The following is a 24,493-nucleotide window of genomic DNA, read 5'->3' on the forward strand; positions in this document are numbered from 1 at the left end:
TCGAGGCTTTTTCCTTATATATAGACGATGATGCGTTTGAATGATGTAATTAAACTGGTGACTATACCGGAGCATACAACAATGAATAATGAATAAATAGCTGTATCGTTTTGAAGCAGTAAAATACCTGAAATAATAATAGATGCGTCAATCACTAAAATGATGATGCCGGGGTTTAAAGATAACCATTTTGCAAGTATCAGAGAAAATAAGTCGACCCCGCCTTGACTTGCGTGCTGCCGGAGCATGATGCCGGTTCCGATTCCGTTAAAAACACCTCCAAGGCAAGCGCTTAAGATAATGGGAAGGTGAAAAATCCCATGAAGCGGAAACAGCAAATCAATCATCACAGCTGAGAGAACCATTCCATAGATAGCATTTAAAAAATAAGAGCGGTTAAAGCCTAGGGCGAGAAGGTAAATCGGTAAGTTTAAGCAAAAAATCATCACGCCTACTTTATAGCCAAGTAAATAATTAATGATTAAGCTAATTCCCGTAATGCCTCCTGTTACAAGCTGAAGCGGAAGAATAAAAACGTTAATTCCGATACTAACAAACACACTGCCAATTCCAATTGCAATCAATTTTTTATACATGCTGTCTCATCCTTGTCTATGAATCTCTTTATATGTATATGAAGACAAGCAGAGTTTCAGCACAAAGACCGCTTCAGAAACTATAATGAACGGATTAAATATATGCAAAGGAAGCTGTTTTAAAATGCAAATGTGTTGCATAAACATGATTCACCATAGACAATAAGAACTAACGAAGAAGGTAAATGGAGGAGAAAAAATTGATCGTTCGAAAAGCTAGAGAAGAAGAAACATTATCTATTGAAACAGTGACGCTCGCTGCTTATGAGCAATATGCAGCTGTAAAATCAGAAGCACACTGGAAAAGATATCGAAAGGGAATTTTACATACCCTGAGTGAAGAAAAGAAATTTGAGTGCATTATAGCTGAAATCGATGGAGAAATGGCAGGAAGCGTTTTATTTTATCCGCCGAATACCGATGTATACGGAGGGTTGTTAAAGCCATTTCCATGGGCTGAAATTCGTCTGCTGGCAGTCGCTCCGTCTCATCGCCGAAAAGGAGTCGCCAATGCGCTTCTTGAAGCGTGTGAAAAAAAATCTCGGGAGCTAGGATGTTCTTATTTAGGTTTACATACAGATCATTCAATGGAACATGCCATTAAGCTTTACACTAAAAGAGGTTACGTCCGCTTCCCAGATAACGATTTTTATCCGGTAAAAGATTTGCACGTCATGGCATTTAGAAAATCAGTTTAATAAAAAAAGTCTTTGAAGTCATTGATTTCAAAGGCTTTTTTGAGATTCTGAATTTAAAATGACAAAAGCGAGAAAAAGAATAGCAGAAGCTAGCCAAACTGCTTTTGTTCCCAGGGTGAAAGTAGAAATAGAACCTAACAATGCCCCGCTCAAAAAAGAGAGGATAATGGCGGTAAAACGAAGGCACTGATAAGTAGCGTTTTCATCACGTTTGAATATAGCATAGTATGCTGCTTGAGAAGCAGTACGAAGGTTTCCGGTCGTCATGGTTGTATTATATGACCATTTTATCAAAGTTCTAAATGAAGAAACTTGAAGAGCAGCAACAAATGAAATTGTTACTGTAACCAACATATTAGGAACACTAGACGGTAAAAAACCAACGATAATGAGTACGACAATTTCTAAAAGCAATATGATACGAGAAGTATCAGGGAGTACAGATACAAATCGCGGTTGCTTAAATGTTTCAGTTACAGCAACGCCTAGGATAAAGGCTACAATAGGGGGGATATGAAGAAAAGCTTCTGTCCATTGACCTTGCGCTGCCTTTACACCTAATAAGACGATATTTCCACTTTGTGCATTTGCGAATACTCCGTTTCTGCTTATATACGTATAAGCATCAAGAAAACCTCCCACAATAGCTAGCAAAATTCCAAGGATAACTGAATTTGCCGTTGCAGCTTTTTTGAATCGTTTCGTTAATTGTAAAAAGTAAGATGATTTGTTTGTGAGCATGTCTTCCTTTTGCCTCCTGAAAATCTAAGGTGCATTATCTAGTATAAGCAAAAAAGAAGCTTTTCTTCAATTACTGCGATTTCATATAAAAAAGATAGGGTAGATCCCTATCTTTTTTGTAATTTATATAACGTGACGATTCCAGTGGCGGTGAGCTGAAATAGCTTCAATAAATTCATCTGTAAAGCGCGTAGTTTCTCCAGTTACGACACCGGGACTACTATCTAAGCCAGCGGCTTTTAGCCACTTAACACCTTCATCCGTGGCGCCAATTGGTTTAAAATGCTCGAATGCTTCTTGAGCAAACGTCAGTGCTTCTTTACGAAACTTCTCATCAGCTGACGAACTTCCGACAACATAAACCGCATCGAATAGGACAGAATCACTTGTCAAGAACGTGTGCTGTACTTCAAGTTCTGACCCATCTGTTCCTTTTACGTTTTGGAGGGTTGTGCTGACAATTTCAGGCTGAATGCCCTGTTGTTTTAAACTGTTTAACACTTGTGGTAGGTCACCGCTAAAGTCATTAGCTACAATGACAGCTACTTTACGCGTATTTGGCTTTTTAATTGTCTGTTCCTGACTAAGAGCTGGAGATGACTTGGTCACTGGCGCGTCTTGTCCTGGTGGAGGCGTCGCACCAATCGCTTGTGCTACTTGTTTAGCTAGCACTGTACTGACGTTGGCAAACATATCAACGACCTGCTGCTGAACAGACTTGCTTTTCACTTTTCCAAGCTCAAAGCTGAAAGCACTGATAATATGCTCTTTTTCAGGGTCGCTCATGCTATTCCAAAATAGCGTTGCCTGTGAAAAGTGGTCTTTAAAACTTTCGCTTCGACTTCGAACTTTTCTTCCTTCCACTTTTTCTTGATAGTGAGCATAACCGCCCTCTGACTCTGGGACAGGAGCCGGCGTATTAGCTGCAAGAGAGTTTCTGTGATAGCTGACAGGTCCTTTGTTAATTGTTTGACGTCCGTAACCGTCTCGTTGATTGTTATGAAACGGGCATACCGGACGATTGATTGGGATTTCATGGAAATTAGGGCCGCCAAGACGAATAAGCTGGGTATCCGTGTATGAAAACAATCTTCCCTGTAAGAGAGGATCGTTGGAAAAATCAATTCCCGGTACTACATGCCCCGGATGGAATGCGACTTGTTCCGTTTCGGCAAATACGTTGTCTACATTTCGATTTAAGGTCATTTTTCCAACCAATTTGACGGGAATTTCTTCTTCTGGCCAAAGCTTAGTTGGATCGAGAATGTCAAAGTCGAACTTAAATTCATCTTCCTCAGCTATGAGTTGAAGGCCTAGCTCATATTCAGGATAGTCTCCGTTTTCAATTGACTCCCATAAATCGCGGCGATGAAAATCAGGGTCTTTCCCAGAAATTGTTTGAGCTTCGTCCCAAACAAGGGAATGCGTTCCGAGCACAGGCTTCCAGTGGAATTTGACAAAATGAGCTTTTCCTTCTGCATTAACTAAGCGAAAAGTATGTACGCCGAAGCCTTCCATCATACGCAAGCTGCGTGGAATTGCACGGTCTGACATTGACCACATGACCATGTGAGCAGACTCTTGGTTATTGGCGACGAAATCCCAAAACGTATCATGTGCTGAAGCCGCCTGCGGCATTTCGTTGTGTGGCTCAGGCTTAACAGCGTGAATTAAATCTGGGAATTTAATCGCATCTTGGATAAAGAACACGGGAATGTTATTTCCAACTAAGTCATAGTTTCCTTCTTCTGTATAAAATTTTGTTGCAAAACCACGGGCGTCGCGCACCGTTTCAGCTGAACCTTTAGAACCTGCTACAGTAGAAAAACGGACAAATACAGGTGTTTTTACAGACGGATTCTGTAAAAATTTAGCTTTTGTATATTCTCTGAGAGAGTCATACAGTTCAAATTCTCCGTGAGCAGCGAAGCCGCGTGCATGAACGATGCGTTCAGGAATGCGCTCGTGGTCAAAATGCGTCATTTTTTCACGGAAATGAAAGTCTTCCATAAGGGTTGGACCACGTTCGCCTGCTTTTAAAGAAAATTCATCTTCGGAAAGCTTTAACCCTTGATTGGTTGTGAGCGCTTGGTTTCGATCATCTGTTTTAAACTGCTCGAGCTGTTCTTGCTTGCTTTTTTCATTTACAGGGTGCTTTTTTGTCATACATGTCTTCCTCCTTGATCTTCAGTTAATAATCATTACAAAATGTGTACCCTATCAAAAGTTGATGCAAACAGAAATGTTGGAATTTTTTCGTAGGAAATCCGTTATTTTCTTGTTATGATTATGAATAAGTATTCATAAATAAGAAATTAAAAGGAGAGGGGATACATAGATGAAAACACGGGTAACAGATTTATTAGGAATTCAATATCCAATTGTACAAGGAGGTCTAGCGTATTTAGCGTACGCAGAACTTGCTGCTGCCGTCTCAAATGCAGGAGGACTTGGACAAATTACAGCTATGACGCTCCGAACACCTGAGAAACTTCGAGCTGAAATTAAGAAAGTATATTCTTTAACTGAGCGTCCCTTTGGCGTTAATTTTGCCGTTGGGGGTCAAACGGAAGGTTCTTATAAAGAACTTCTCGACGTAGCAGTAGAAGAAGGTGTTCCGGTTATTTCCATAACAGGAGCAAATCCCGCACCTATTTTTGAAAGATTAAAAGGAACGGGAATTAAAACGCTCGTGCTGGTAGCCAACGTGCGTCAAGCTCAAAAAGCTGAGAAGTTAGGAGCAGATGCCGTCATGGCAGTGGGACAAGAAGCAGGAGGGCATATTGGACGTGAGGATCTGGGCACGATGGTGTTAATTCCCCGAGTAGCCGCGGCTGTGTCAATTCCGGTCCTTGCCAGCGGAGGGATTGGAAACGGACAAGGATTATTGGCAGCGTTATCATTAGGAGCTGAAGGGATTGAAATGGGAACACGTTTTATCGCGACAAAAGAATGCGTAGATGCCCATGATGCGTATAAACAAGCTATTGTAGAAGCAAAAGAAACCGATACTGTGGTTATTAAACGTTCGTTCGGAGCACCTGGACGCGTATTGAAGTCCCGCTACACTCTTGACATTGTTGAGCGTGAGCAGCAAGGAGAGAGGTACGAAGAGTTAAAAGACGTCATTAGCGGAGGGGCAAACTGCCGGTATATTTATGAAAATAAAACCGATGAAGGCTATGGGTGGGCAGGCCAAGTCGTTGGACTGATTGATAGTATTCCAACGGTACAAGAGCTGTTTGACAGTATGATAGAAGAAGTGCACGCCGGTTCTAAACGACTGCTGAGTATAGTGGAAAAGAAGTAGAGATACAAGCCGTCATACTGCAGCAATTATTCGCATATTTATAATCTATATCTCTAAACGAGGTGAGAGAATGAAAAGAATGCGAGCATTTGCTATTATGACGTTTTTAGTAGTAGGTTCAGGGTATGCAGTTTTCACTAAAAAAGAAGAGGTTTCCAAGACTCAGCAAGCGCAAGTGTACGAAGAAGCAAAGCCTGTTATTAAACAAATGGACAAACTGGATATTTGGCATAAAATCAGCAGAGGGTTAACGGAGGCAGGCTATGAATCAAGGGGCGTGAATTCTTCCCTTTACTCAAAAGACAGAGTAGAGCTGGATGTGTATATGGAGCCTTCCGTTTCAGCTGATGCCAAAACGCAAGAAACGATTAAACAAATGGTATATAAAATACTGGAAGAAAATAAGTTTCAGCAAAAGGCCTTTCATGTAAAAATTAAATTCCTGCCCGAAAACCAAGCAAAATAGACTTGTCTCGGCCAGGAAATTTTGTTATTAAAATGCTTTTTCATTGGCTGCTGAAATACTCTCTGGGAGAGAAATTTCAGCATTTTTGGGCTGATACGCAATTTTTCCGTCCAGCACATCATTTGCTTTTTGTAGGTCTAGTAAATTTTCCCATCTCGCGATAATAAAAGCAGCTACCGCATAACCAATAATATTAACTGTGGTCCGGTAATTACCCATAAAGCGATCAGGAGCGAGCATCAGAGCAACGGCAGCTACCGGAATGGATCCGGTTGCTGCTGCGGTAGCGGAGAGAGCAACAAAAGCTGATCCTGGAATACCAGCCATTCCTTTAGACGTAAGAAGAAGAACACCAAGCATTAAAAGCTGATCAGTGAGGCTCAAATCCACGCCCGTTGCTTGTGCTAAAAAGACGAGGGCAAGAGACAGGTAGATAGAAGCACCGTCTAGATTAAATGAATAGCCTGTAGGTACGACAAGGCCAACGACTGCTTTGTTGCATCCTGCTTGTTCGAATTTATCCATGAGCTGCGGCATAACGGCTTCAGTGGAACCCGTAGCAAATGCCAGCATAATTTCTTCTCGTATATATAGAATGACTTTCCACAAACTTAATTTTAAATAGATTCGTAAAATAACAGCTAAAACAAGAACAAATGCTAGACAAGCAATTGTCATAGCGATAAATAGCTTTCCAAATGCAGCAAGTGTTCCAAGGCCGTACTGACTAACAGCAAATGCCATGGCGCTAAACGTAGCAAGAGCTGTTAACTTCATGATATATCCCATAATTTTAAATAACACATCATTTACTTTTTCTAATACGTGTAGAAGGGTCTCCGCTGTTTTTCCACCTATATGGACAAGCGCGATGCCGAACAAACAAGAAATTAAAAGCACTTGAAGCATGGAGTTGTTTGAAAAAGCACCAACTGCACTGTCTGGAATCATGTTAAGAAAAAAATCACCTTCACTCGGAAGTTCGGAGCCATTTGTCTTCGCGTCCACTTCAGTTGTGCTTAAGCTTGAAGGATCAACATTCATACCTGCGCCGGGATTCATTATGTTTGCTACTAATAGACCGATAAGTAGAGCGAATGTTGTGACAATTTCGAAGTAAAGAATGGTTTTTCCACCGATACGCCCAACTGTTTTTATGTTTCCGACCTTGGCAATTCCGACAACGACTACTCCAAAAATAAGAGGAGCAATCAGCATTTTGATGAGCTTAATAAAACCGTCTCCAATCGGTTTCACAGCATTTCCAAAGCTTGGCCATAGATATCCTGCGGCTATGCCAAGTACAATTGCCATCATAATTTGAAAGAAAAGACCTTTATAAAAAGGTTTTTGCTTACTTTTTGCCGCTGTTTGTGTCATATGTTCTCCCTTCGTCGTACAATTTTTTGGATATCACAATAGATGTTATGTTTTTTTACATTTTAACGTAAGGTTGTTTGAGGTGTCATTGGTCTCTTTGACTAAAATTCAATAAAAATATTAGTTGAAGTGTATAAGAAGAGGAAAGAAGTGGTTTAAAACATTATTATTTTTAATGTAGATCTTTAAAAAAACTAATAAAAAGCACATGCAGAGGCATATGCTTTTTATTTATTAAATAAGTTTAATTCCGCTAATTAAAATGATGGTCGCCATAATGGCTTGAAGCGGTCTTGATGGCACTTTAGTCGATAAACGGCTTCCGAGTAACACACCTGGAATAGATCCAGTTAATAGGTTAGCAGTCAACATATAATCAACGCTTCCAAAGCTTGCATTTAAAATGCCCGCCACCGTAACGAGAAGAAATGCATGTGCAATATCAGTTCCAACCAGCTCAGATGTTTTGAGCTTAAATAAGTACAGCATCGCAATCGCAAATAATGAGCCCGAACCAATCGATGTTAGTCCGACAATGAATCCAAAGACTACGCCAATTCCGATTGTTAATCCTTTTTTCTGATTTAAGTCCATTTCCTGAAACCGATTTGGGCGAATTAATTTATCAAAAAAGACACGAAAGATAATTGAAATGGCAACCAGCGTCATGACATATCCAAGAGCGTGCTTAATAATCGTTTCTTGATGCTCGTGAAAAGAGGGGAATGCATGAAGTGTGACAATAGCCAGCACAGCGCTCGGAATACTTCCGAAGGCTAAATATTTTGCTAATTTAAAGTTAATGGTTCGCTGTTTGTAGTGCTGAGCGACTCCGAATAATTTTGTGATAGAATTGTAGACAAGATCTGTTCCTACGGCAATGGAAGGGTTAATGCCGAGTACAATCAGTAAAGGTGTTAATAAAGCGGCACCTCCAACCCCGGTTAAGCCTACAAGGGTTCCAACGAATAATCCCATTAAGGTAATTGATAGTTCCATATTTCGTCCTCCTACTCTCAAAACCAAGTACATTGATCTGATTATAGAGCATTATAACTCATATGTAAATAAAATTCTGAATATTTTTAGCGAAGTTGAAAAGGTTTTCTTCGCCTTCATTATTTTAGGGAACGGACGATAAAGTGATAGGAAGTTATAAAAAAGTAAATAGAATACGTTTATTTATCTATGATTACGCTCTAATTTGTGTTACAAATGTAAATGCAATAAAAGAGTTTATTTTTATCTCATTTGAAAGACCGGTGAATACATGAGTTTTGTTACGAAAGATTTGTTAATTAATTTTTTATTTATTTTATTGGCGCTGTTTTTAGTGCAGATGTTTTATTTAATCAAGTATGCTAAAAAAATTCATTGGTGGAAAGATGGTTATATCGCGGTATTTCCGATTTTAGCTATTACCTTTTGCCTTTTGTTTCCGGTTAACGGAGCTTATGTCCCGGATGACTATCGAATGGATTTACGAAGAATTCCTTATATTTTAGGAACGTTATATGGAGGCTGGCCGCTAGGGAGCTTGCTTTTTGTCTTTATTTTACTGCTGCGCTTGCTAATTGGCGGGTACGATGTAGGGTTTTTATCAACATTAATCGCTCTTCCGATTTTATCCATTCCTTTATTTTTCATAACAAAATACTTTTTACATTTCTCATTAAAAAATAGAATTATCGTGAGCACCTGTCTTAGTATAATCGGTTCTTTATTAGCTATGCTTGTATCTGTTTTTGTCTTGCACGTAACAAGCATTCCTATTAGCGTGTGGGTTCAATTCGCGATTTTAGATGTAGCAGGCATGTTTGTAATTACTATACTGTGGGAAGCGATACGGGCAAATTTACTAGTGCTGCAGCGCTTGATGAAAGCAGAGAAACTAGAAATTGTCAGTCATTTAGCTGCCAGCATCTCTCATGAAGTGCGAAATCCTCTAACGGCAAGCAGAGGATTTATGCAAATGCTGCAAGAAGATGAAAAAGAACCTGCTAAAAAACGCTATATTTCAATTGCCATTAATGAACTAGACCGCGCAAAAGAAATCATCGATGATTACTTGCTATTTGCGAATTCCGCTCCAGAACGAAATGAAAAAATGAATATTTCAGAAGAAATTCATCACGTCACCCATATTATGACGCCTCTTGCCAATATGAATGGAGTCGCGATTGATTTTACATTCGATGAAGAAGTGAAGTTCTTCGTAATGGGAGAAAGAAGAAAGCTTCAGCAGTGCCTAATCAATTTATTTAAAAATAGTATTGAAGCGATGCAAGACGGAGGCACGTTAACTATTAAAGTAGGAAAAGAAGGCGGAGCTGTTATTGTGGATATTATTGATACGGGCTGCGGCATGACGCAAGAACAAATCAACCGGCTAGGTGAACCGTATTTTACAACAAAAGAAAAAGGTACCGGGCTTGGAACGATGGTATCTTTCAGTATTATTCATTATATGAAGGGAAAAGTGAGTGTGTCTAGCGTAAAAGGAAAAGAAACGTGTTTTTCACTTGAATTTCCGCTGTGTGAATAAAAAGGCTGGGACAAAAGTTATTTAGTTGAAGGAAGATCCGAATGCGTTTGATTCTTGAGGGAGAATCAAACGTATTCGGATTTTTTAATGCAGTTCACTCGCATACTGATCAATCATCGCCTGCAGTTCCTCTAGGTTCGTTTTACTGTTGTTAACAGGCAGCTGCTTTAATGAATGAAGAGCACTATCCACAACAAACTTGCGGGGCTTTGATTGTTTAAACAGCTCTTCTTCAATAAAACTAATAAGCTCTGTGCATTTTTGACGTTCGAATTCATCCGTAAATTGTTTGTGAACTTGTTTTTTTAAATCGATAAGTGCTGTAGAAATGTCCTGTCCTATTTGATTTTTAGTATTCAGGCAGGATGGAAGCCATTCTTTGATCGTTTGCGGATCGAGCAAAATGTCTCCTGAACTTGCTACTTCGTCTACAAGAGGAAGCAGACGCTTAACGCTGTAAGTTATAATCTGATGAGGATCAGTATTTGTGCCGTTGATCATAAAATTATAGTGAAAGTTGCGGTGAAGCATGCCAAGAAACATAATTGCACAATCTAGCAGGTACGGTTTCTTTTCTTGCCCAAATAAATCAATAAACCGTTTATAAATCCAGTTTACTTCGATGAACTGGGTTTTTTTTATGTATGCTTTTAAATCAGGATCATTGGAAACAAATACTTCTTCAAGTAACGTAAAAAATTTATGTTCGTGATGGTTTTTCATCTGTGCATCAATCTGTTTAATAAATACATCTACATCGGTCAGACTTTTACCAACCAGCAGCTGATTGCGCTCTTGTTCAATTGTTGTGTGAAGCCAGGTAAAAACAGCGATTAATAATTCATTTTTTGAAGAAAAATAGTTGTAGAATGTTCCTTTTGAAATTCCGCTATAATCAATGATGTCTTGAATGGATGTAGCTTGAAATCCTTTTTCAACGAAGAGATGGTGTGCGTTTTTTACAACTTGCTGTTTTCGGTTATTCATTATTATCACCTAAATATAAAATTAGACTCATGGTCCAACTTTATGATACATGATTTAAAGCGTTTACACAAATGTTCTTTTCGAAAAAATAACGATATCCCGACAATATATTGATATAAGAGGATTGCAGGACTAAAAAAGTTGAGGAAATAAAGGACGTGAACGTAAGATTTTTCACTTGCATAAATTGAACTCACAGTATAATATACTCTATGTAGAACATGTGTCTAAAAAAATGAACCTAAAGTATAAGGAGGTACAATAATGAGTCAATCGATAAATCAAATGGAAAAGCCGCCTTATGGCATAATTGCTATTTTATTAATTGGCGCTTTTATCTCATTGTTGAATGAAACGTTACTAAATGTGGCGCTGCCGTCTATTATGAAAGACTTAGATGTGACAACGTCAACTGTCCAGTGGCTTTCTACTGGTTATATGTTAGTGAATGGTATTATGATTCCAACTACCGCTTTTTTAATTCAGCGCTATTCTGTCAGGGGCTTATTTTTAACGGCGATGACTTTATTTACAGCAGGAACAATACTTGCCGGTGCTTCGCCCGTATTTTCGGTCTTGTTAACCGCTCGTATTATTCAAGCATCAGGCGCAGCCATTATGATGCCGCTTTTAATGAACGTATTGCTCACAAGTTTTCCATTAGAAAAACGCGGAGCTGCGATGGGGATTTTCGGTTTAGTTATGATTTTTGCTCCAGCAATTGGTCCTACATTATCAGGGTGGCTAATTGAACACTATGAGTGGAGAATGCTGTTCCACCTTGTTACGCCAATCGCAGCCATTGTATTAATAGGCGCTTTCTTCCTATTAAAAGACAAAAAAGAAAAAGTGGAAATCAATTTGGATTTTTTATCCCTTTTGTTATCTACAATTGGGTTTGGCGGACTTCTATACGGGTTTAGCTCAGCAGGGGATAAAGGCTGGGATTCTGTGGAAGTATACGGCACCATTATCGTAGGAGCTGTGGCTCTGATTTTATTTATTACGCGTCAGTTCAAGCTTAAAACACCGATGCTTGAATTCCGCATTTTTAAATATCCAATGTTTGCTTTATCATCAACGATTTCGATGGTGATCACAATGGCACTATTCTCAGCCATGCTGCTAATGCCAATTTATGTTCAAACGGTACGAGGCATCTCTCCGCTTCATTCAGGATTACTAATGCTTCCAGGTGCGCTGCTAATGGGTGTGATGTCACCGATTACCGGAAAATTATTTGATAAATTCGGAGCGCGTGCACTGGCTGTAACGGGTCTAACGATTACAGCTGTTACGACGTATTTCTTCAGTAACTTAGAGCTTGATACGACGTATACAACGCTCATTACGCTTTACACGCTTCGTATGTTCGGAATGTCTATGGTGATGATGCCGGTTATGACAAACGGATTAAATCAGCTGCCGCAGCGCTTTAATCCGCATGGTACTGCCATGAACAATACGCTTCAACAAGTATCGGGAGCTATTGGTTCGGCTCTTTTAGTAACGGTGATGTCAAACCGTACAGCTACTCATGCAAAAGAGCTCGCTCAAGATGCAATGAGCGGAGCAGGAGCAGCTAATGCAACTGCAGCCGGGGCAGCTCAAATGAAAGAGCAGATTGGGATGCAGGCAATGGTACAGGGGATTAACGATGCGTTTGCTATCTCTGTAGTACTAGTGGTGGTTGCCTTAATTCTTTCATTGTTTATGAAACGAGCAACGCCGGCAAGTGAAGATGAAGTGATAAAGGAAAAAGCAGGACGCGAGCAGTTTGCTAAATAAATTTGCTAAATAAAAAAGAAATCCCCGCTGAGACAGCGGGGATTTTTTCAGCTTGTATATCTAAAGCTTAAGCCCATTTTCTTTAATAATTTCCGGTAGCCGATAGACGTTTGATCAGCCATAATATGCGCTTCCATCTGCAGATCCAAAGGCAAGTCTTCAGGTTTTTGATTTTCAACCATTTCACGGTCTTCGTCAAAGACGCGAAGGTTAAAGTCATACACACCTTCAACGGGAGAATCTTTGTCAAAGTTTCGAGCGATTGGCGCGAATAAACGTGTTTCGCGGGCTGAAATAGGAGAGACTGCATTCATAATCCACAGCTCTGCCCCTTCTGGGAAGTATACTTTTAGCGTAGCTGTAAACGGCGGATAAACATCAAAGACGCGAAGCCATTTAAAATCAGGTGGATTTAAATGCTGCTGTTCTTTGGAATAATTGCTCATGGTGCTCGTATATTCTACATGAAGCCCATAGTCTGTATCGCTTACTTTATATTTAGGCACAAAGGCGTTGTTTCGATCACCAAATGTGTCCGTGTGAACCCAAGCAAAATGAGCTACGTCTAAAAAGCCTTCCATTTGACGACCGGCTGAACCCATGATATCAAAGCTCGGACAAACAATTTGCTGAAAATCAGGGTCCTCCCACGCATCGAAGTAAGGCAGGTTATCTTGTTCTCCTGTCAGGGAAGTCCAAACTAATCCAAATCGTTCAATAACTGGATAGACGGCCATACACAGGCGGGGAGAAATGTTGGCGTCAGGGTGAGCTGGAATCGACGTGCATGCGCCGTCCGTTGCGTAGCGGAAGCCGTGGTAAGGACAGACAATTTCATCATCTTCCACCCAGCCCATGCTAAGCGGGGTGCCTCGGTGAACGCATAAATCGCGTGCCACTACAACTTTGTGTGTGGTGCGGTATAGAACTAGATTTACATCTAGCAGTTTTACAGACGTTGGTTTCTCAGTTACATCACTGCAGCGTGCGACGGGGTACCAATACTTAGCGAGCGTCGTCCAATCTTCCAGGCTGAACGTGCAGTCTCTTGGGTAGGGAGTTGCCGTTTTTGATTTGGTCATGGTTGGTTGTTGTTCCATCTATTTTCTTCCTTTCTTTTGTAAGCTCTTTTACTAAGGGTAATATAAAAAAAGAAAATTCACACAATTTATGTGAGAAGTTCTAACATAAAATATGGAACTTTGTAGAAAGTGCGAATTTCAAAAGACGCCAATTAGAGAATATAACAATAAAAAAATTTAAAAAAGCGCTTCCTAAATAAATTTAAACGTGATATAATTTTCCAAGACGCTGGTGTAGCTCAGTAGGTAGAGCACTTGCATGGTAAGCAAGAGGTCGCAGGTTCGATCCCTGTCGCTAGCATACTAAAAACCTTCTTTCTTGTTGAAAGAAGGTTTTTTTATTTGCGTTGGCTTTAAAATTATTCTCCTAATTATTCTTCCCCGCCTTGTGAAAACTTTAACAGTTTGATAGCCTTGTTAGGAGGATGTGGAAAAAATATGTATCTTTTCTGCTATGTCTTATGAATCGTATTTAAAAATATTCTTAAAAGAATGTTTATTGTTTCTAAATATTGGGTACACGAAACTAGGGGTTAAATTTCAACAGGGAGTGTGAACGATAATTTGATTACCTTTACGAATGTGTCAAAGCAATATCCAGATGGTACGACCGCCGTGAAAAATATTAATCTAGAAATTAAAGAAGGAGAGTTTTTCGTTTTAATTGGTCCGAGTGGGTGTGGGAAAACAACCACCTTAAAAATGATTAACCGTCTTCATGATATTACCGAAGGAGAACTATACATAAAAGATAAGCTCGTATCGGACCACAACATACATGAGCTACGCTGGAACATTGGTTATGTCCTGCAGCAGATTGCTCTTTTTCCTCATATGACCATTGCTGAAAATATAGCCATTGTACCGGAGATGAAGCATTGGAAGAAAAACAAAATCAAAACGCGCATTGATGAACTGCTTACCTTGGTAGGACTAGACCCAAAGCAGTATCGAAACCGAAAGCCGTCTGAGCTCTCAGGTGGCCAGCAGCAACGTGTAGGTGTAGCACGTGCCCTCGCAGCTGATCCCCCCGTTATTTTAATGGACGAACCCTTTAGTGCCCTAGATCCGTTAAGCCGCGAACAGCTTCAGCAAGATGTTATTAGCTTAAAAGAAAAAATCAAAAAAACATTTGTGTTTGTTACGCACGATATGAGCGAAGCGATGACGCTTGGAGATCGTATCTGTCTAATGAAAGATGGGGAAATTGTTCAAGTTGGAACCCCGGAGGAATTCATTCAAAAGCCTAAAAATGAATTCGTAAAAACATTTATTGGAAATCAAGGAAGTGCTTTATTTGAGACATTGGATACGTTTGTCAAAGAAAGTGAACAGCCAGACGTAGAACCTACCGAAGAGCTAGCTTCAACCGCCACTGTTCAGCAGGCAATGGACGCCCTTTACGACCATGAAGCAATAGCCGTGAAAAAAGGGAGCAAACGCATTGGCGTTGTAACGCGCAAAACTCTATTAGCGTTTCTTTCTGATAAAACGAAAGAAGGAGGAACGCTGTAATGAATGCACTAAGCACATTATTAGATCAACGAGGAGATGCACTGTTTCAAGCTCTTTTTGAACACATTCAAATTTCAGTACTGGCTCTTGTTATTGCCGTATTAATTTCAGTGCCGCTCGGACTGTACTTAACGAGGCATGAGCGCATTGCTGAACCGATTATTGGCGTAACAGCCGTACTGCAAACCATTCCTTCACTCGCTTTATTAGGATTACTGATTCCTCTTGTCGGAATTGGAACCTTTCCCGCGGTTATTGCACTGTTTTTATATTCGCTTCTTCCTATTGTACGAAATACATATACCGGAATTAAAGAAGTGGATCCATCTTTAATTGAAGCAGCCAAAGCCATGGGAATGAACTCGTGGAGACGATTAATTAAAGTAGAACTTCCTCTAGCGCTTCCTGTCATTATGGCCGGAATTCGTACAGCAATGGTACTCATTATTGGTACAGCGACAATCGTGGCTCTTATCGGAGCGGGCGGACTCGGAAGCTTAATTTTGCTTGGTATTGACCGAAGCGATAATAGTTTGATTTTATTAGGAGCTATTCCAGCAGCATTATTAGCACTTATTTTTGATGGAATTCTGAGAACGATTGAACACTCAGCTAAAAAAGGATCCAAAAAACGCTCGTTCATTATGATTATCGTATTAATACTCATTCTTGTTTCTCCGTTTGCAGCGATGAGCGCAACAAAACCAGACCTTGTTATCGGAGGGAAAATTGGCGCAGAACAAGATATTTTAATTAATATGTACAAAGAATTAATTGAAGATCAAACCGATATGAAAGTAAATCTTCGTGCGTCGCTTGGGAAAACGGTATTTGTATTTGAGGCTCTGCGTAATAAGGAAATTGATTTATACCCTGAATATACGGGTACAGCCATTGTGACGCATCTAAAGGAACAGCCGGACAGCAAAGATGAAACACAGGTGTACAAGCAGGCAAAAGAAGGATTTCAAAAGAAATTTGGCCTTGTCTATTTAGATCCAATGAAGTTTAATAATACGTACACATTGACCGTGACAAAAGAATTTGCCAAAGAAAATAATCTAACGACCATTTCAGATTTGGCAAATGCAACAGATAAAGTAAAAGCAGGATTTACGCTTGAGTTTAAAGATCGTGAAGACGGCTACGTGGGCCTTCAAAAAGAATATGGCCTTACCTTCCTGAATATTAAAACGATGGAGCCGAAGCTTCGCTATCGCGCTGTAGAAAAAGGCGATATTAACATGCTTGATGCTTACGCAACGGATCCTGAAATCAAACAGTTTGGTTTAAAAGTCTTAAAAGACGACCAGCAGTTCTTCCCTCCGTATCAAGGAGCGCCTGTGCTTCGTGAAGATACGCTAAAAGAGCACCCTGAACTGAAAAAAATCTTAAATCAACTGGGCGGTAAAATCAGTGACGGCGAAATGCGTGAAATGAACTATCAAGTAAATGCAAAAGGAAAACCAGCTGAAGAAGTTGCTCATCAATTCTTAGTGAAAAAAGGATTAATTAAAAAATAAAAATGAAGACAAAAAGATCAGTACAAAAGTATTTTAGTTAAAAAAAGATCCGAACGATAAATCGTTCGGATCTTTTTTTGGGCATGATTTCGTTATGTCTCAATCTCTTTTTAATGTGAGAGAAGCGTTAATGAAAATGAAGTCTTATGAACAAGCTAAAGGTACCAAATTTGTTTTCCGATGGAGAGGAGGCGCCGTTATGAATTCATTTTTTACGTGTCATCCTGTGCAACATTCTTTTCAGCTTTTTTCAGTTGAACATCTTGTAACTTTAGCCATTATCGTAATCATAGGAGCATTTATTTTTTTATGTCGAAAGCAGCTGCGAAAAAAGAGGTTTGTATTCGTTTTGCTTTCATTCGTTCTAATTGCTTCAGAAACGGCCTACCATGCTTGGGAAATCGGATGTCATCAGTGGTCCGTTGAAACTTCCTTGCCTCTTCAGCTCAGTGATATAGTCGTGCTGCTGGCTGCTGTTGTGCTGATAACCAAAAGCAAGTTTCTTTTCGATTTTGTGTACTTCGCAGGAATCAGCAGCTCTGTTCAAGCGATGATTACCCCAGACCTTGGCGGCTATGCGTATGCCCAGTTTCGCTATGTACAGTTCTATGTATCGCATGGCGGTGTGGTACTTGCTTGCTGTATGCTAATTGCTGCCTGCAGATATGAGCCAGCCTTTCGTTCTTTATGGGTAAGCGTAGTATTTGTTAATCTGTACGGAGGTTTTATCTATGTTATGAACCGTTTACTCGGTGCGAATTATTTATACATGATGAAAAAGCCAGAGCACGCTTCCTTGCTGGATGCTCTTGGACCTCACCCTTGGTATTTAGTATCGATTGAAGGAATCATGATTCTTAGCTTTCTTGTCCTTTATCTGCCGTTTTGGGTACATAAAAAAAGTAAAGGTGATAAAAGTAAAGTCAATTTTATTGAAGCAGAATGATAATACTGGTAGTTTATAAGTGTAAACGAACTTGGATTTCCTGAAGGAAAAGGAAAGAATGACTGAACAAGCTGTGAGAGGCAAACGTAAAAAATAGAAAAGAAAAAAGCAAGCATAGATATTAGAAGGAGAGTATCAAAATGAAAACACTGGTTATTTTAGCGCATCCAAATTTAGCATCTTCTCGCATTAATAAAGCGTGGGCAGAGCGGTTAAAGAAAGAAGAGAATGTACACGTTCATGATTTATACGCAAACTATCCTGACTTTAAAATTGATGTAGAAAAAGAGCAGGAGTTAGTTGTTCAATTCGATCGCATTGTGTTTCAATTTCCATTTTACTGGTACAGCTCACCAGCACTCTTAAAAGAGTGGCAAGATGTTGTCTTAACATACGGCTGGGCTTATGGAAGCAAAGGCACTAAACTTCATGGAAAAGAGTTTATCATAGCTACTTCGACAGGAGGACCTGCAGAAGCTTATCAAGAAGGCGGCTACAACCGTTATCCAATGAATAATCTGCTTCTTCCGTTTCAGGCTACGGCAAATTTAACAGGCATGAAGTTCCAAACTCCGTTTTTATTTCAAGGAGCAGGCGGTGAACTGAGCGAAAAAGTCATTCAAGATAGTGCAGAAAACTACGCTCAATTATTAAGACAATAAAAAAAGCCGCGTCACAGCGGCTTTTTAATTTACATTTGTTCGTGAAAAAGAAGTAAGCAGCTTTTGAGGAGCAATATCTAATCCTTCAATTAGCAATCCCGTCATAGCCGTTAGACTCCCGACTTCAAACGATTCCCCGGCTCTCCAAAATGCTGATTCACCTTGTTTGATATAAATTTTCAGTCCGTTATCGCCAGCTACCCAGCCTTCCCCATGAACGACTAAAAGAAGCTGTGGAATCGTAGCTTCTTGACGAGGTGTATAATCATTTTCTTGAAAAGATAAAAAGCTGATTTTGACATCTCCAGTATGAGAGAGTAATGGGTTTACTTTATAGGTAGAATGAAGAAAGGAACGCTCTTCTTCAGATTGAAAACCATATAATTTCATCATTTCATCTCCTTGGCTAAAAAATATAAAAAAGAAGTCCTTCTCTTTTCATATACGCATACAGGAGAAAAAATAGAACTCGAAGTAAGCAGCTGTTTCTTAGAAAACAGCTCCATTTCATCTCCATTTTTTGTCGAAGCTGAAAATTTTTTGAAGGATAGGGAGGAAAAACAGAAGTTTTTTTGAATAGTATAAAAAAAGGTGTCCTCTAATGGACACCTTTTCCTAATTTAAAAATGACTGTAATGCTTGTTTGTTTTCTTCAAGGTCAATGCTTAAAACAGCACCAATACCGGATATTCGTTCATTCGAATAGGAACCTTCAACCGGTAGACGAAGAGATTTTAAATCTGGTTGATTTCCAACTAAAAAATCTTTTCCTATCACGATAAATGTTTTTGGCGGAATATTTGTATCCACATATGGATCAACGACTCCCCATAGCTTAGGAGCTTTCGCCAGCGTCTTTACTTGAAGAGCTTCATCCATTAATTTACCGATCACTTCTTGTTGACGCTTCACGCGCCCGAAATCACTTTGGCTATCATGTCGGAATCGCACGTATCCTAGTAATTTATCTCCGTGAAGAGTTTGTTTTCCTGGTTTTAGCGTCATGCCAATTCCTGATGACATTTCGTGCGGCACGGTAACCGTAATTCCCTCAGGGGCAATCGTATCGGCAACTTTAGAAAAACCTTTAAAATCAACAACGGCATAATAGTTTACATCTACGCCGAAATTTTCTTTAATTGTCTTACGCATTAATTCGGGCCCGCCAAATGCATAGGCTGAATTTAATTTGTTTTTCCCATGTCCAGGAATATCCACATATGAATCACGCATCAAAGAAACAATTTTAGGCTGATTGCTGTCTTTGTCATAATGAGCAATCATGATTGTATCGGCACGCGAATGTTCTTCACCTCGAGAGTCAATTCCAAGAAGCAGCACATTCATGCTATCTAAATTGGCACTTGCACCATTAAAATTAAACTGTCCATCTTTCCCAAAAGCTCCGTCTGCTTCTGCTAACCCTTGTTGGTATTGATAATACACATATGCACCAGCGGCGATTACAAGAATGAGAAAGAAAAGAAGTAGCTTTCTAAAGCGTTTCTTTTTTCTTTGCTTTTTTCTTTTATGTTGTTTGCGTTCTGTACGTTCTTCCAAATGTCTCACCATCGCATTCAAAAATATTAATACTTTTTTGTTTGAAACCAATTATGCAAAAAATTATAAAACGACATAATAAAATTAACACTAAGGAATTAGATTAGCAAGTACGTTCACTAGTAAATCTGCGCAGACAGCTAAAATAAGAGAAGGGTACAAATAGAAGAAAGAGGAAATAAAGGTTATTTTTTTCAAGGATGTTTGTTATAATCTATCATAGTTAGGGGAAAAGTTCTGTCTTTTAAGAATGGAATATGATAAAAGTCTCTGTTTTTTGAGAATCAAATATAGGTCTAAATGTAGAAAAAAGGAGTGAAGCGAATGAGTATATATGTGTCATCTTCGAACCTTGTGCTGATTCCAGAAGCGGCGTTAAGTCATTGGAAACCTTATGGCGCAGGGGAATTGACCGGAGCTATTATTTCAGGTAAGGATAGTGCTGAAATAATTAAAGAGCTTAATCAATCGTCTATTCTGCCTTTTACAAGTTTTTTCTATCGAAAGCATTTTGTTATTCTGTTTGATAAAGAACAAGTGAAAAATCATTTTGAACAGCTGCTTTTATTATATAAGTCCCAGGGCTATATTTTTTATTCGTCTACTTTATACGATGATCATTGGTCCCAGGTCCTTGAAGGAACCAAGCAGCTGCTAACGGTAAATGGACAAGTGGTGCCGGTGCTTGAGCTTGAACAAAACGGTGAATTTGACGTTGTGCGTGATGAAAGTGGTCTGCACATTGTGATAGATGATGACGAAGATGAAGAGAAGCAGCTAGAAAAAAAAGTTCATGAGCTTCCGCTTGAAGAAGGTAACTATTTTATTGGCGATCCGGGATTTGTTGAAAACCGAGACATGCTGGTAAAAGAATATTTTCCTAAAGGTACGTACGAATTTATTTATAGATACGGAGAAAATGGCTGGCTGATGAAAGTAAGTATTCAGCGAAAAGCGATTAAAGAGCAGCTTACTACTCTTCACGCGGCTTTGTCTTAACCTCTATTCATTGTACAATATTGCTAAATAACTATGTTATAATAGCAATATTGTACAATGAAAGGGGTTTTTTTAATGGAAGCACGTTTGCAAAAAGTCGTATCATGGCTGAAGGAAAAGAATGTAGAAACGGCCTTTATTTCGTCAACTGAAAACGTATTTTATTTAACTGGATTTCACACGGATCCGCATGAGCGTCTGCTTGGTTTATTTTTATTTAATGAAGCGGAGCCGATGCTTGTTTGTCCATCAATGGAAGTGGGTCAAGCAAAAGAAGCCGGCTGGAAATTTGATGTGATTGGATATGAAGATCATCAAAATCCTTGGGAACTTATTAAAGAAGCTTTACATAAACGAAACGTAATAGATGTGAAAAAGGTCGCTGTAGAGAAAGAGCAGCTGCTGTATGCGAGAGCTGAAGAACTGCTTAATTTATATCCAAATGCTGAGCTAGTCGGAGCAGAAGAGAAATTAAATCAGCTGCGTTTAATTAAAGATGAGCGTGAAGTTGAGATTCTGCAAAAGGCAGCTGCATTAGCTGATTTTGGCGTGGAAGTAGGCGTAGCTGCCTTAAAAGAAGGCGTTACGGAAATGGATGTTCTGGCTAAAATTGAATACGAGCTAAAGCGAAAAGGAATTCGTGAGATGTCGTTTTCAACGATGGTTTTATTTGGTGAAAAAACTGGAGAAGCGCACGGGAACCCAGGTCTTCGTACGTTAAAGCCAGGAGATATGGTTCTGTTCGATTTAGGCGTAGTGCTAGATGGATACTGTTCAGATATTACGCGTACAGTGGCTTACAAGTCGATTAATGATAAGCAAAAAGAAATTTATGAAACGGTAAAGCGCGCGGAGCAGGCAGCTCTTGAAGCTTCCAAGCCCGGCACTCGCATTGGCGACTTGGACATGGTAGCACGTAATATTATTACAGAAGCAGGGTATGGAGAGTATTTCTTGCATCGTCTTGGTCATGGCCTTGGTATCAGCGTGCATGAGTTTCCTTCAATGAGCCGCAACAATGATGATGTGCTTCAAGAAGGCATGGTGTATACGATTGAACCGGGTATCTATATTCCAGGACTTGGAGGCGTGCGTATTGAAGATGATGTAATCATTACAAAAGATGGATACGAAACGTTAACGAAGTACCCAAAAGAATTACAAATTATTTCATAATAATGTCATAAAAAATAGAGGCTGCCATGGTGCAGGTTCTATTTTTTTATGGAAAAAGAAAAAATTGGTTAAGGTTTCTTGTTTGCTTCTTGAGACAATTTCATAGTATGTTACGAAACGATAACATTTCTATCACATTTTCTAAAAACTATATCGTAAGCGAGTGCGGTAGTATATGCTGTACAGTAGGGGACTTTTTAAGGTCGCAAGCAAGGAGGTTTTTTATGAGTAATTTTACAAAAGATGAAGAATTAATTATACATAAAGCAATAGATGTATTTGGTCAAAAGGACCGAATTGAAGATTATTCAGATGAACGAAAAAAGCATGGTATTCACGTTGTGGCGTGTGAAAATCATCCGCGTCAAGACGTAACCGCGTATGCAACGCTCGGTGGACATCAATGTCCGACAGGCTATACGGTTGGAGGGATCCCGCTTCGAATTGAAATCGTTGGGGCTTGTCATGAGGAATTCGGTATTTATTCTGCTATTTTAGCAAACTGTATTTTCCATATGATGAAATCTCATGTCTCCATCTTCCCAGGAGCTATTTATAAAGACGTTATTGCAGTCCTTGATGACAGCTTTCATATGCAGCACATTTTGCTGATTCCGCCGTTTTTATGGGATAATTTTTCAACGATTGAACTATCTGATAAAAAAGTAACGTTCCTGCAGGCCGTTCCGATTTCAGAAAATGAACGTGCTTTTGCACTTGAGTACGGAGTAGATTCGTTGCTAAGCCGCTTTGATGCTGAGCAGGTAAATGTCTTCAATTTAGAAAGAAGATCTGTTGTATAAACAAAAAGAGCGCCGACTGAGACGCTCTTTTTTGTTATTGATTAGTAGGTCAATTCTTTTTGCGGTATAGCTTTTTTATGACTCGTTTGGTAGCTGTGAAGCACCATGCCTGCTACGATAACTCCCATTCCAACCCAAGAAAGAAACGATGGCAAAGGACTTGAGAGAAGGAAGACCTCTCCTAGCAGGGCAAATAACACTTCCATCGATTGTGTAGCTTCAACTGCACCTAACTTGTGAGAATCTTTTTTAACAAGGTCAGTTGCTGCAAAAAATAAAACCGTTGCACATACTCCTGAAAGTAAAGCAACTAAACTGCTTTGATACATCTGAGTTGTTTTTGGCAGTCCATCGGTGACGTAGGCATAGACAGAAAGAATAATCCAAAACGGCAGGCTTGAAAGCGTCATTCCAAGCACGCGCTGAAACGTATTAAGTGACGACACCTCCATCATTTTACGGTTGCCAAGCGGGTACGCAAAAGAGGCAATCAAAATGGGAATGGTACAAAGCAAGGCAGTAGCGGCCGACAGTTCAGTCGCATGCTCAAGCTGCATGAGCACAACGCCTATTAAAATAATAAACGAAAAACCTAGCTGTTTAAAAGGAATGGCTCCTCTCTTTTTTCCTTCCTTGTAAAACAAAGGAGCTAGGAGAGACCCCGATAAAATCGTAATTTGCCAAGTTCCTGCAATAAGCCAGCCGGGGCCGTAGGCTGAAGCAAAACAAAGAGGAGCGTAAAATAAACCAAATCCGACCGTGCTCCAAAGCAGCCATTTTTGCGGCTGGGCTTTTATTTCTGCCATCACAGGTTTGATACCACCCCAAAAATAAACAAGCACAAGCAAAAGAGGTACCATAAAAAAATAGCGCAGAGATGCGCTCCACGCCCAGCTGCCTCCAGATAAATCCATTGCTCGATTTAAAACGAATGTAAAAGCAAAAAAGAATGATGCAGCGATGCCTAATAAAAGAGGCTTCACGTTGATTCCTCCTCATTTGTCAACGCTTCACCTAATGTGAGCCAGTTTGTTTCGACAAGCTGTGATGTCAGGGCGGCATCTTTTTGACCGCAAGCGTGTATGATTTCTTTGTGCTGATCAACGGAAGCAAGACTACCAAGAGAAGAAAAACGAGCGATTTCCAGACGTTGAATTTTGGCGCTTGTTTGTTTTACAACACGTTCTAGCTCTACATTATTCGCCCGGTTTAAAAAAACAGAATGAAATGCTTCATCCGCTTCGATCGCTTCAAGTACATTTCTTGTTTTGATTGCATGTTCTAGAGATTGATTGTATTTGATTAGTTCGCCCATATCTTCTTCTTGTAACGAAGTACAGGCCAGCTTAGCAGCAAGTGCATGAAGAGCTGCGACGACAATAAAAGATTGTTTTGCCTCCTCAAGGTTTAATGGAGCCACTTTTGTAGAAGAGCCAGGTGTCGTTTGTACAAGGCCTTCATCTTCGAGCCTTTTTAATGCTTCTCGAACAGGAGTGCGGCTAACTCCAAATTGCTCAGCCAGTTCTTTATCCTGAAGCTTTTGTTCCGGCTGAAATTCAAGCATGACAATATTGCGTTTAAGTGTTTGATAGACTTCTTCTCTTAAAGAAAGTCGTTTGAGAGGTTGAATGTTATTTTTCATAAAACCAATATATCGCATATTACATTAAATAACAATGTGAAAACTAAAAAAACTTCGTCTAAAAAGCAGACAGC

Annotated in this window: 23 protein-coding genes and 1 tRNA gene; 13 read left to right on the forward strand and 11 right to left on the reverse strand. The window is 39.6% G+C overall.

Going from position 1 to position 24,493, the window contains the following annotated elements:
* Positions 1–14: 14 nt before the first annotated feature.
* A complete protein-coding gene (locus SB717_RS17680; RefSeq protein WP_410904332.1) occupies positions 15–596 on the reverse strand; it encodes a YitT family protein in 582 nt (193 codons plus the stop codon).
* A 200-nt stretch (positions 597–796) separates the two neighbouring features.
* Between SB717_RS17680 and SB717_RS17685 the strand changes: the two genes are divergently transcribed.
* On the forward strand, positions 797–1,294 hold the full coding sequence (locus SB717_RS17685; protein WP_074676976.1) for a GNAT family N-acetyltransferase: 498 nt from the start codon (positions 797–799) through the stop codon (positions 1,292–1,294).
* A gap of 27 nt (positions 1,295–1,321) precedes the next feature.
* On the opposite strand, the gene SB717_RS17690 is transcribed toward SB717_RS17685, so the two are convergent.
* Complete coding sequence (locus SB717_RS17690; protein WP_410904333.1) at positions 1,322–2,035, reverse strand: YoaK family protein; 714 nt, start codon at positions 2,033–2,035, stop codon at positions 1,322–1,324.
* A gap of 123 nt (positions 2,036–2,158) precedes the next feature.
* Positions 2,159–4,201, reverse strand: coding sequence for a catalase (locus tag SB717_RS17695; protein ID WP_410904334.1), 2,043 nt, complete (start codon positions 4,199–4,201; stop codon positions 2,159–2,161).
* 172 nt (positions 4,202–4,373) lie between these two features.
* Here SB717_RS17695 and SB717_RS17700 point away from each other — a divergent pair, with 172 nt between their 5' ends.
* Together SB717_RS17700 and SB717_RS17705 are read left to right on the forward strand one after the other, a co-directional pair.
* A complete protein-coding gene (locus tag SB717_RS17700; RefSeq protein WP_060747152.1) occupies positions 4,374–5,345 on the forward strand; it encodes an NAD(P)H-dependent flavin oxidoreductase in 972 nt (323 codons plus the stop codon).
* A gap of 70 nt (positions 5,346–5,415) precedes the next feature.
* A complete protein-coding gene (locus SB717_RS17705) occupies positions 5,416–5,811 on the forward strand; it encodes a hypothetical protein (protein WP_060747153.1) in 396 nt (131 codons plus the stop codon).
* A gap of 27 nt (positions 5,812–5,838) precedes the next feature.
* On the opposite strand, the gene SB717_RS17710 is transcribed toward SB717_RS17705, so the two are convergent.
* Entirely contained in the window at positions 5,839–7,191 is a 1,353-nt protein-coding gene (locus SB717_RS17710; RefSeq protein WP_098621121.1) for a cation:dicarboxylate symporter family transporter, read from the reverse strand.
* Between the two features lie 234 nt (positions 7,192–7,425).
* A complete protein-coding gene (locus SB717_RS17715) occupies positions 7,426–8,190 on the reverse strand; it encodes a sulfite exporter TauE/SafE family protein (protein ID WP_028415040.1) in 765 nt (254 codons plus the stop codon).
* A 271-nt stretch (positions 8,191–8,461) separates the two neighbouring features.
* On the opposite strand from SB717_RS17715, the gene SB717_RS17720 reads away from it, so the two are divergent.
* Entirely contained in the window at positions 8,462–9,736 is a 1,275-nt protein-coding gene (locus SB717_RS17720) for an ATP-binding protein (RefSeq protein ID WP_074676963.1), read from the forward strand.
* 84 nt (positions 9,737–9,820) lie between these two features.
* Here the strand turns inward: SB717_RS17720 and SB717_RS17725 are convergent, their stop codons facing one another.
* On the reverse strand, positions 9,821–10,723 hold the full coding sequence (locus SB717_RS17725) for a TetR/AcrR family transcriptional regulator (RefSeq protein ID WP_074676961.1): 903 nt from the start codon (positions 10,721–10,723) through the stop codon (positions 9,821–9,823).
* A 264-nt stretch (positions 10,724–10,987) separates the two neighbouring features.
* On the opposite strand from SB717_RS17725, the gene SB717_RS17730 reads away from it, so the two are divergent.
* Positions 10,988–12,511 (forward strand): DHA2 family efflux MFS transporter permease subunit, encoded by a 1,524-nt coding sequence (locus SB717_RS17730; RefSeq protein WP_074676959.1) that lies wholly within the window; start codon positions 10,988–10,990, stop codon positions 12,509–12,511.
* A 47-nt stretch (positions 12,512–12,558) separates the two neighbouring features.
* Here SB717_RS17730 and SB717_RS17735 read toward each other — a convergent pair whose 3' ends face one another.
* Positions 12,559–13,611, reverse strand: coding sequence for a Rieske 2Fe-2S domain-containing protein (locus SB717_RS17735; RefSeq protein ID WP_410904335.1), 1,053 nt, complete (start codon positions 13,609–13,611; stop codon positions 12,559–12,561).
* Positions 13,612–13,821: 210 nt separating this feature from the next.
* On the opposite strand from SB717_RS17735, the gene SB717_RS17740 reads away from it, so the two are divergent.
* From SB717_RS17740 to SB717_RS17760, 5 genes are all read left to right on the forward strand, one after another.
* Positions 13,822–13,894, forward strand: a tRNA-Thr gene (locus SB717_RS17740).
* Between the two features lie 263 nt (positions 13,895–14,157).
* Positions 14,158–15,108 (forward strand): ABC transporter ATP-binding protein, encoded by a 951-nt coding sequence (locus tag SB717_RS17745; RefSeq protein ID WP_074676955.1) that lies wholly within the window; start codon positions 14,158–14,160, stop codon positions 15,106–15,108.
* Positions 15,108–16,631: an ABC transporter permease/substrate-binding protein gene (locus SB717_RS17750; protein ID WP_074676953.1), complete on the forward strand. Its 1,524-nt coding sequence runs from the start codon at positions 15,108–15,110 to the stop codon at positions 16,629–16,631. Before SB717_RS17745 ends, SB717_RS17750 begins: the two co-directional genes overlap by 1 nt.
* A 199-nt stretch (positions 16,632–16,830) precedes the next feature.
* Positions 16,831–17,577, forward strand: a complete 747-nt coding sequence (locus tag SB717_RS17755) for a YwaF family protein (protein WP_410904337.1) — start codon at positions 16,831–16,833, stop codon at positions 17,575–17,577.
* Between the two features lie 140 nt (positions 17,578–17,717).
* Positions 17,718–18,239, forward strand: coding sequence for an NAD(P)H-dependent oxidoreductase (locus SB717_RS17760; protein ID WP_098621116.1), 522 nt, complete (start codon positions 17,718–17,720; stop codon positions 18,237–18,239).
* A gap of 24 nt (positions 18,240–18,263) precedes the next feature.
* Here the strand turns inward: SB717_RS17760 and SB717_RS17765 are convergent, their stop codons facing one another.
* A complete protein-coding gene (locus tag SB717_RS17765) occupies positions 18,264–18,632 on the reverse strand; it encodes a cupin (protein ID WP_234483765.1) in 369 nt (122 codons plus the stop codon).
* Positions 18,633–18,854: 222 nt separating this feature from the next.
* Entirely contained in the window at positions 18,855–19,811 is a 957-nt protein-coding gene (locus SB717_RS17770; RefSeq protein WP_372491350.1) for an LCP family protein, read from the reverse strand.
* A gap of 312 nt (positions 19,812–20,123) precedes the next feature.
* Between SB717_RS17770 and SB717_RS17775 the strand changes: the two genes are divergently transcribed.
* From SB717_RS17775 to SB717_RS17785, 3 genes are all read left to right on the forward strand, one after another.
* The gene (locus tag SB717_RS17775) at positions 20,124–20,798 is read left to right on the forward strand and encodes a hypothetical protein (RefSeq protein WP_071271495.1); all 675 of its coding nucleotides are present in this window, start codon (positions 20,124–20,126) and stop codon (positions 20,796–20,798) included.
* A gap of 75 nt (positions 20,799–20,873) precedes the next feature.
* Positions 20,874–21,974 (forward strand): M24 family metallopeptidase, encoded by a 1,101-nt coding sequence (locus tag SB717_RS17780; RefSeq protein WP_098621115.1) that lies wholly within the window; start codon positions 20,874–20,876, stop codon positions 21,972–21,974.
* Positions 21,975–22,198: 224 nt separating this feature from the next.
* Positions 22,199–22,777 (forward strand): suppressor of fused domain protein, encoded by a 579-nt coding sequence (locus SB717_RS17785; RefSeq protein WP_013084584.1) that lies wholly within the window; start codon positions 22,199–22,201, stop codon positions 22,775–22,777.
* A 41-nt stretch (positions 22,778–22,818) separates the two neighbouring features.
* On the opposite strand, the gene SB717_RS17790 is transcribed toward SB717_RS17785, so the two are convergent.
* Both SB717_RS17790 and SB717_RS17795 read right to left on the reverse strand, forming a co-directional pair.
* Positions 22,819–23,760 carry a DMT family transporter gene (locus SB717_RS17790; protein WP_410904338.1) on the reverse strand — a complete coding sequence of 314 codons (942 nt, stop codon included), beginning with the start codon at positions 23,758–23,760 and terminating at the stop codon, positions 22,819–22,821.
* Complete coding sequence (locus SB717_RS17795; protein ID WP_410904339.1) at positions 23,757–24,437, reverse strand: GntR family transcriptional regulator; 681 nt, start codon at positions 24,435–24,437, stop codon at positions 23,757–23,759. Before SB717_RS17795 ends, SB717_RS17790 begins: the two co-directional genes overlap by 4 nt.
* Between the last annotated feature and the right edge of the window lie 56 nt (positions 24,438–24,493).

The sequence above is a fragment of the Priestia sp. SIMBA_032 genome, assembly GCF_046535215.1.
GTDB lineage: Bacteria > Bacillota > Bacilli > Bacillales > Bacillaceae_H > Priestia > Priestia aryabhattai.

Excerpts from the sequence above, each read along its gene's own strand:
- SB717_RS17680 (WP_410904332.1), bottom strand. The coding sequence starts at position 596 with ATGTATAAAAAATTGATTGCAATTGGAATTGGCAGTGTGTTTGTTAGT.
- SB717_RS17690 (WP_410904333.1), bottom strand. The coding sequence starts at position 2,035 with ATGCTCACAAACAAATCATCTTACTTTTTACAATTAACGAAACGATTC.
- SB717_RS17695 (WP_410904334.1), bottom strand. The coding sequence starts at position 4,201 with ATGACAAAAAAGCACCCTGTAAATGAAAAAAGCAAGCAAGAACAGCTC.
- SB717_RS17700 (WP_060747152.1), top strand. The coding sequence starts at position 4,374 with ATGAAAACACGGGTAACAGATTTATTAGGAATTCAATATCCAATTGTA.
- SB717_RS17705 (WP_060747153.1), top strand. The coding sequence starts at position 5,416 with ATGAAAAGAATGCGAGCATTTGCTATTATGACGTTTTTAGTAGTAGGT.
- SB717_RS17710 (WP_098621121.1), bottom strand. The coding sequence starts at position 7,191 with ATGACACAAACAGCGGCAAAAAGTAAGCAAAAACCTTTTTATAAAGGT.
- SB717_RS17715 (WP_028415040.1), bottom strand. The coding sequence starts at position 8,190 with ATGGAACTATCAATTACCTTAATGGGATTATTCGTTGGAACCCTTGTA.
- SB717_RS17720 (WP_074676963.1), top strand. The coding sequence starts at position 8,462 with ATGAGTTTTGTTACGAAAGATTTGTTAATTAATTTTTTATTTATTTTA.
- SB717_RS17725 (WP_074676961.1), bottom strand. The coding sequence starts at position 10,723 with ATGAATAACCGAAAACAGCAAGTTGTAAAAAACGCACACCATCTCTTC.
- SB717_RS17730 (WP_074676959.1), top strand. The coding sequence starts at position 10,988 with ATGAGTCAATCGATAAATCAAATGGAAAAGCCGCCTTATGGCATAATT.
- SB717_RS17735 (WP_410904335.1), bottom strand. The coding sequence starts at position 13,611 with ATGGAACAACAACCAACCATGACCAAATCAAAAACGGCAACTCCCTAC.
- SB717_RS17750 (WP_074676953.1), top strand. The coding sequence starts at position 15,108 with ATGAATGCACTAAGCACATTATTAGATCAACGAGGAGATGCACTGTTT.
- SB717_RS17755 (WP_410904337.1), top strand. The coding sequence starts at position 16,831 with ATGAATTCATTTTTTACGTGTCATCCTGTGCAACATTCTTTTCAGCTT.
- SB717_RS17760 (WP_098621116.1), top strand. The coding sequence starts at position 17,718 with ATGAAAACACTGGTTATTTTAGCGCATCCAAATTTAGCATCTTCTCGC.
- SB717_RS17765 (WP_234483765.1), bottom strand. The coding sequence starts at position 18,632 with ATGATGAAATTATATGGTTTTCAATCTGAAGAAGAGCGTTCCTTTCTT.
- SB717_RS17770 (WP_372491350.1), bottom strand. The coding sequence starts at position 19,811 with ATGGTGAGACATTTGGAAGAACGTACAGAACGCAAACAACATAAAAGA.
- SB717_RS17775 (WP_071271495.1), top strand. The coding sequence starts at position 20,124 with ATGAGTATATATGTGTCATCTTCGAACCTTGTGCTGATTCCAGAAGCG.
- SB717_RS17780 (WP_098621115.1), top strand. The coding sequence starts at position 20,874 with ATGGAAGCACGTTTGCAAAAAGTCGTATCATGGCTGAAGGAAAAGAAT.
- SB717_RS17785 (WP_013084584.1), top strand. The coding sequence starts at position 22,199 with ATGAGTAATTTTACAAAAGATGAAGAATTAATTATACATAAAGCAATA.
- SB717_RS17795 (WP_410904339.1), bottom strand. The coding sequence starts at position 24,437 with ATGCGATATATTGGTTTTATGAAAAATAACATTCAACCTCTCAAACGA.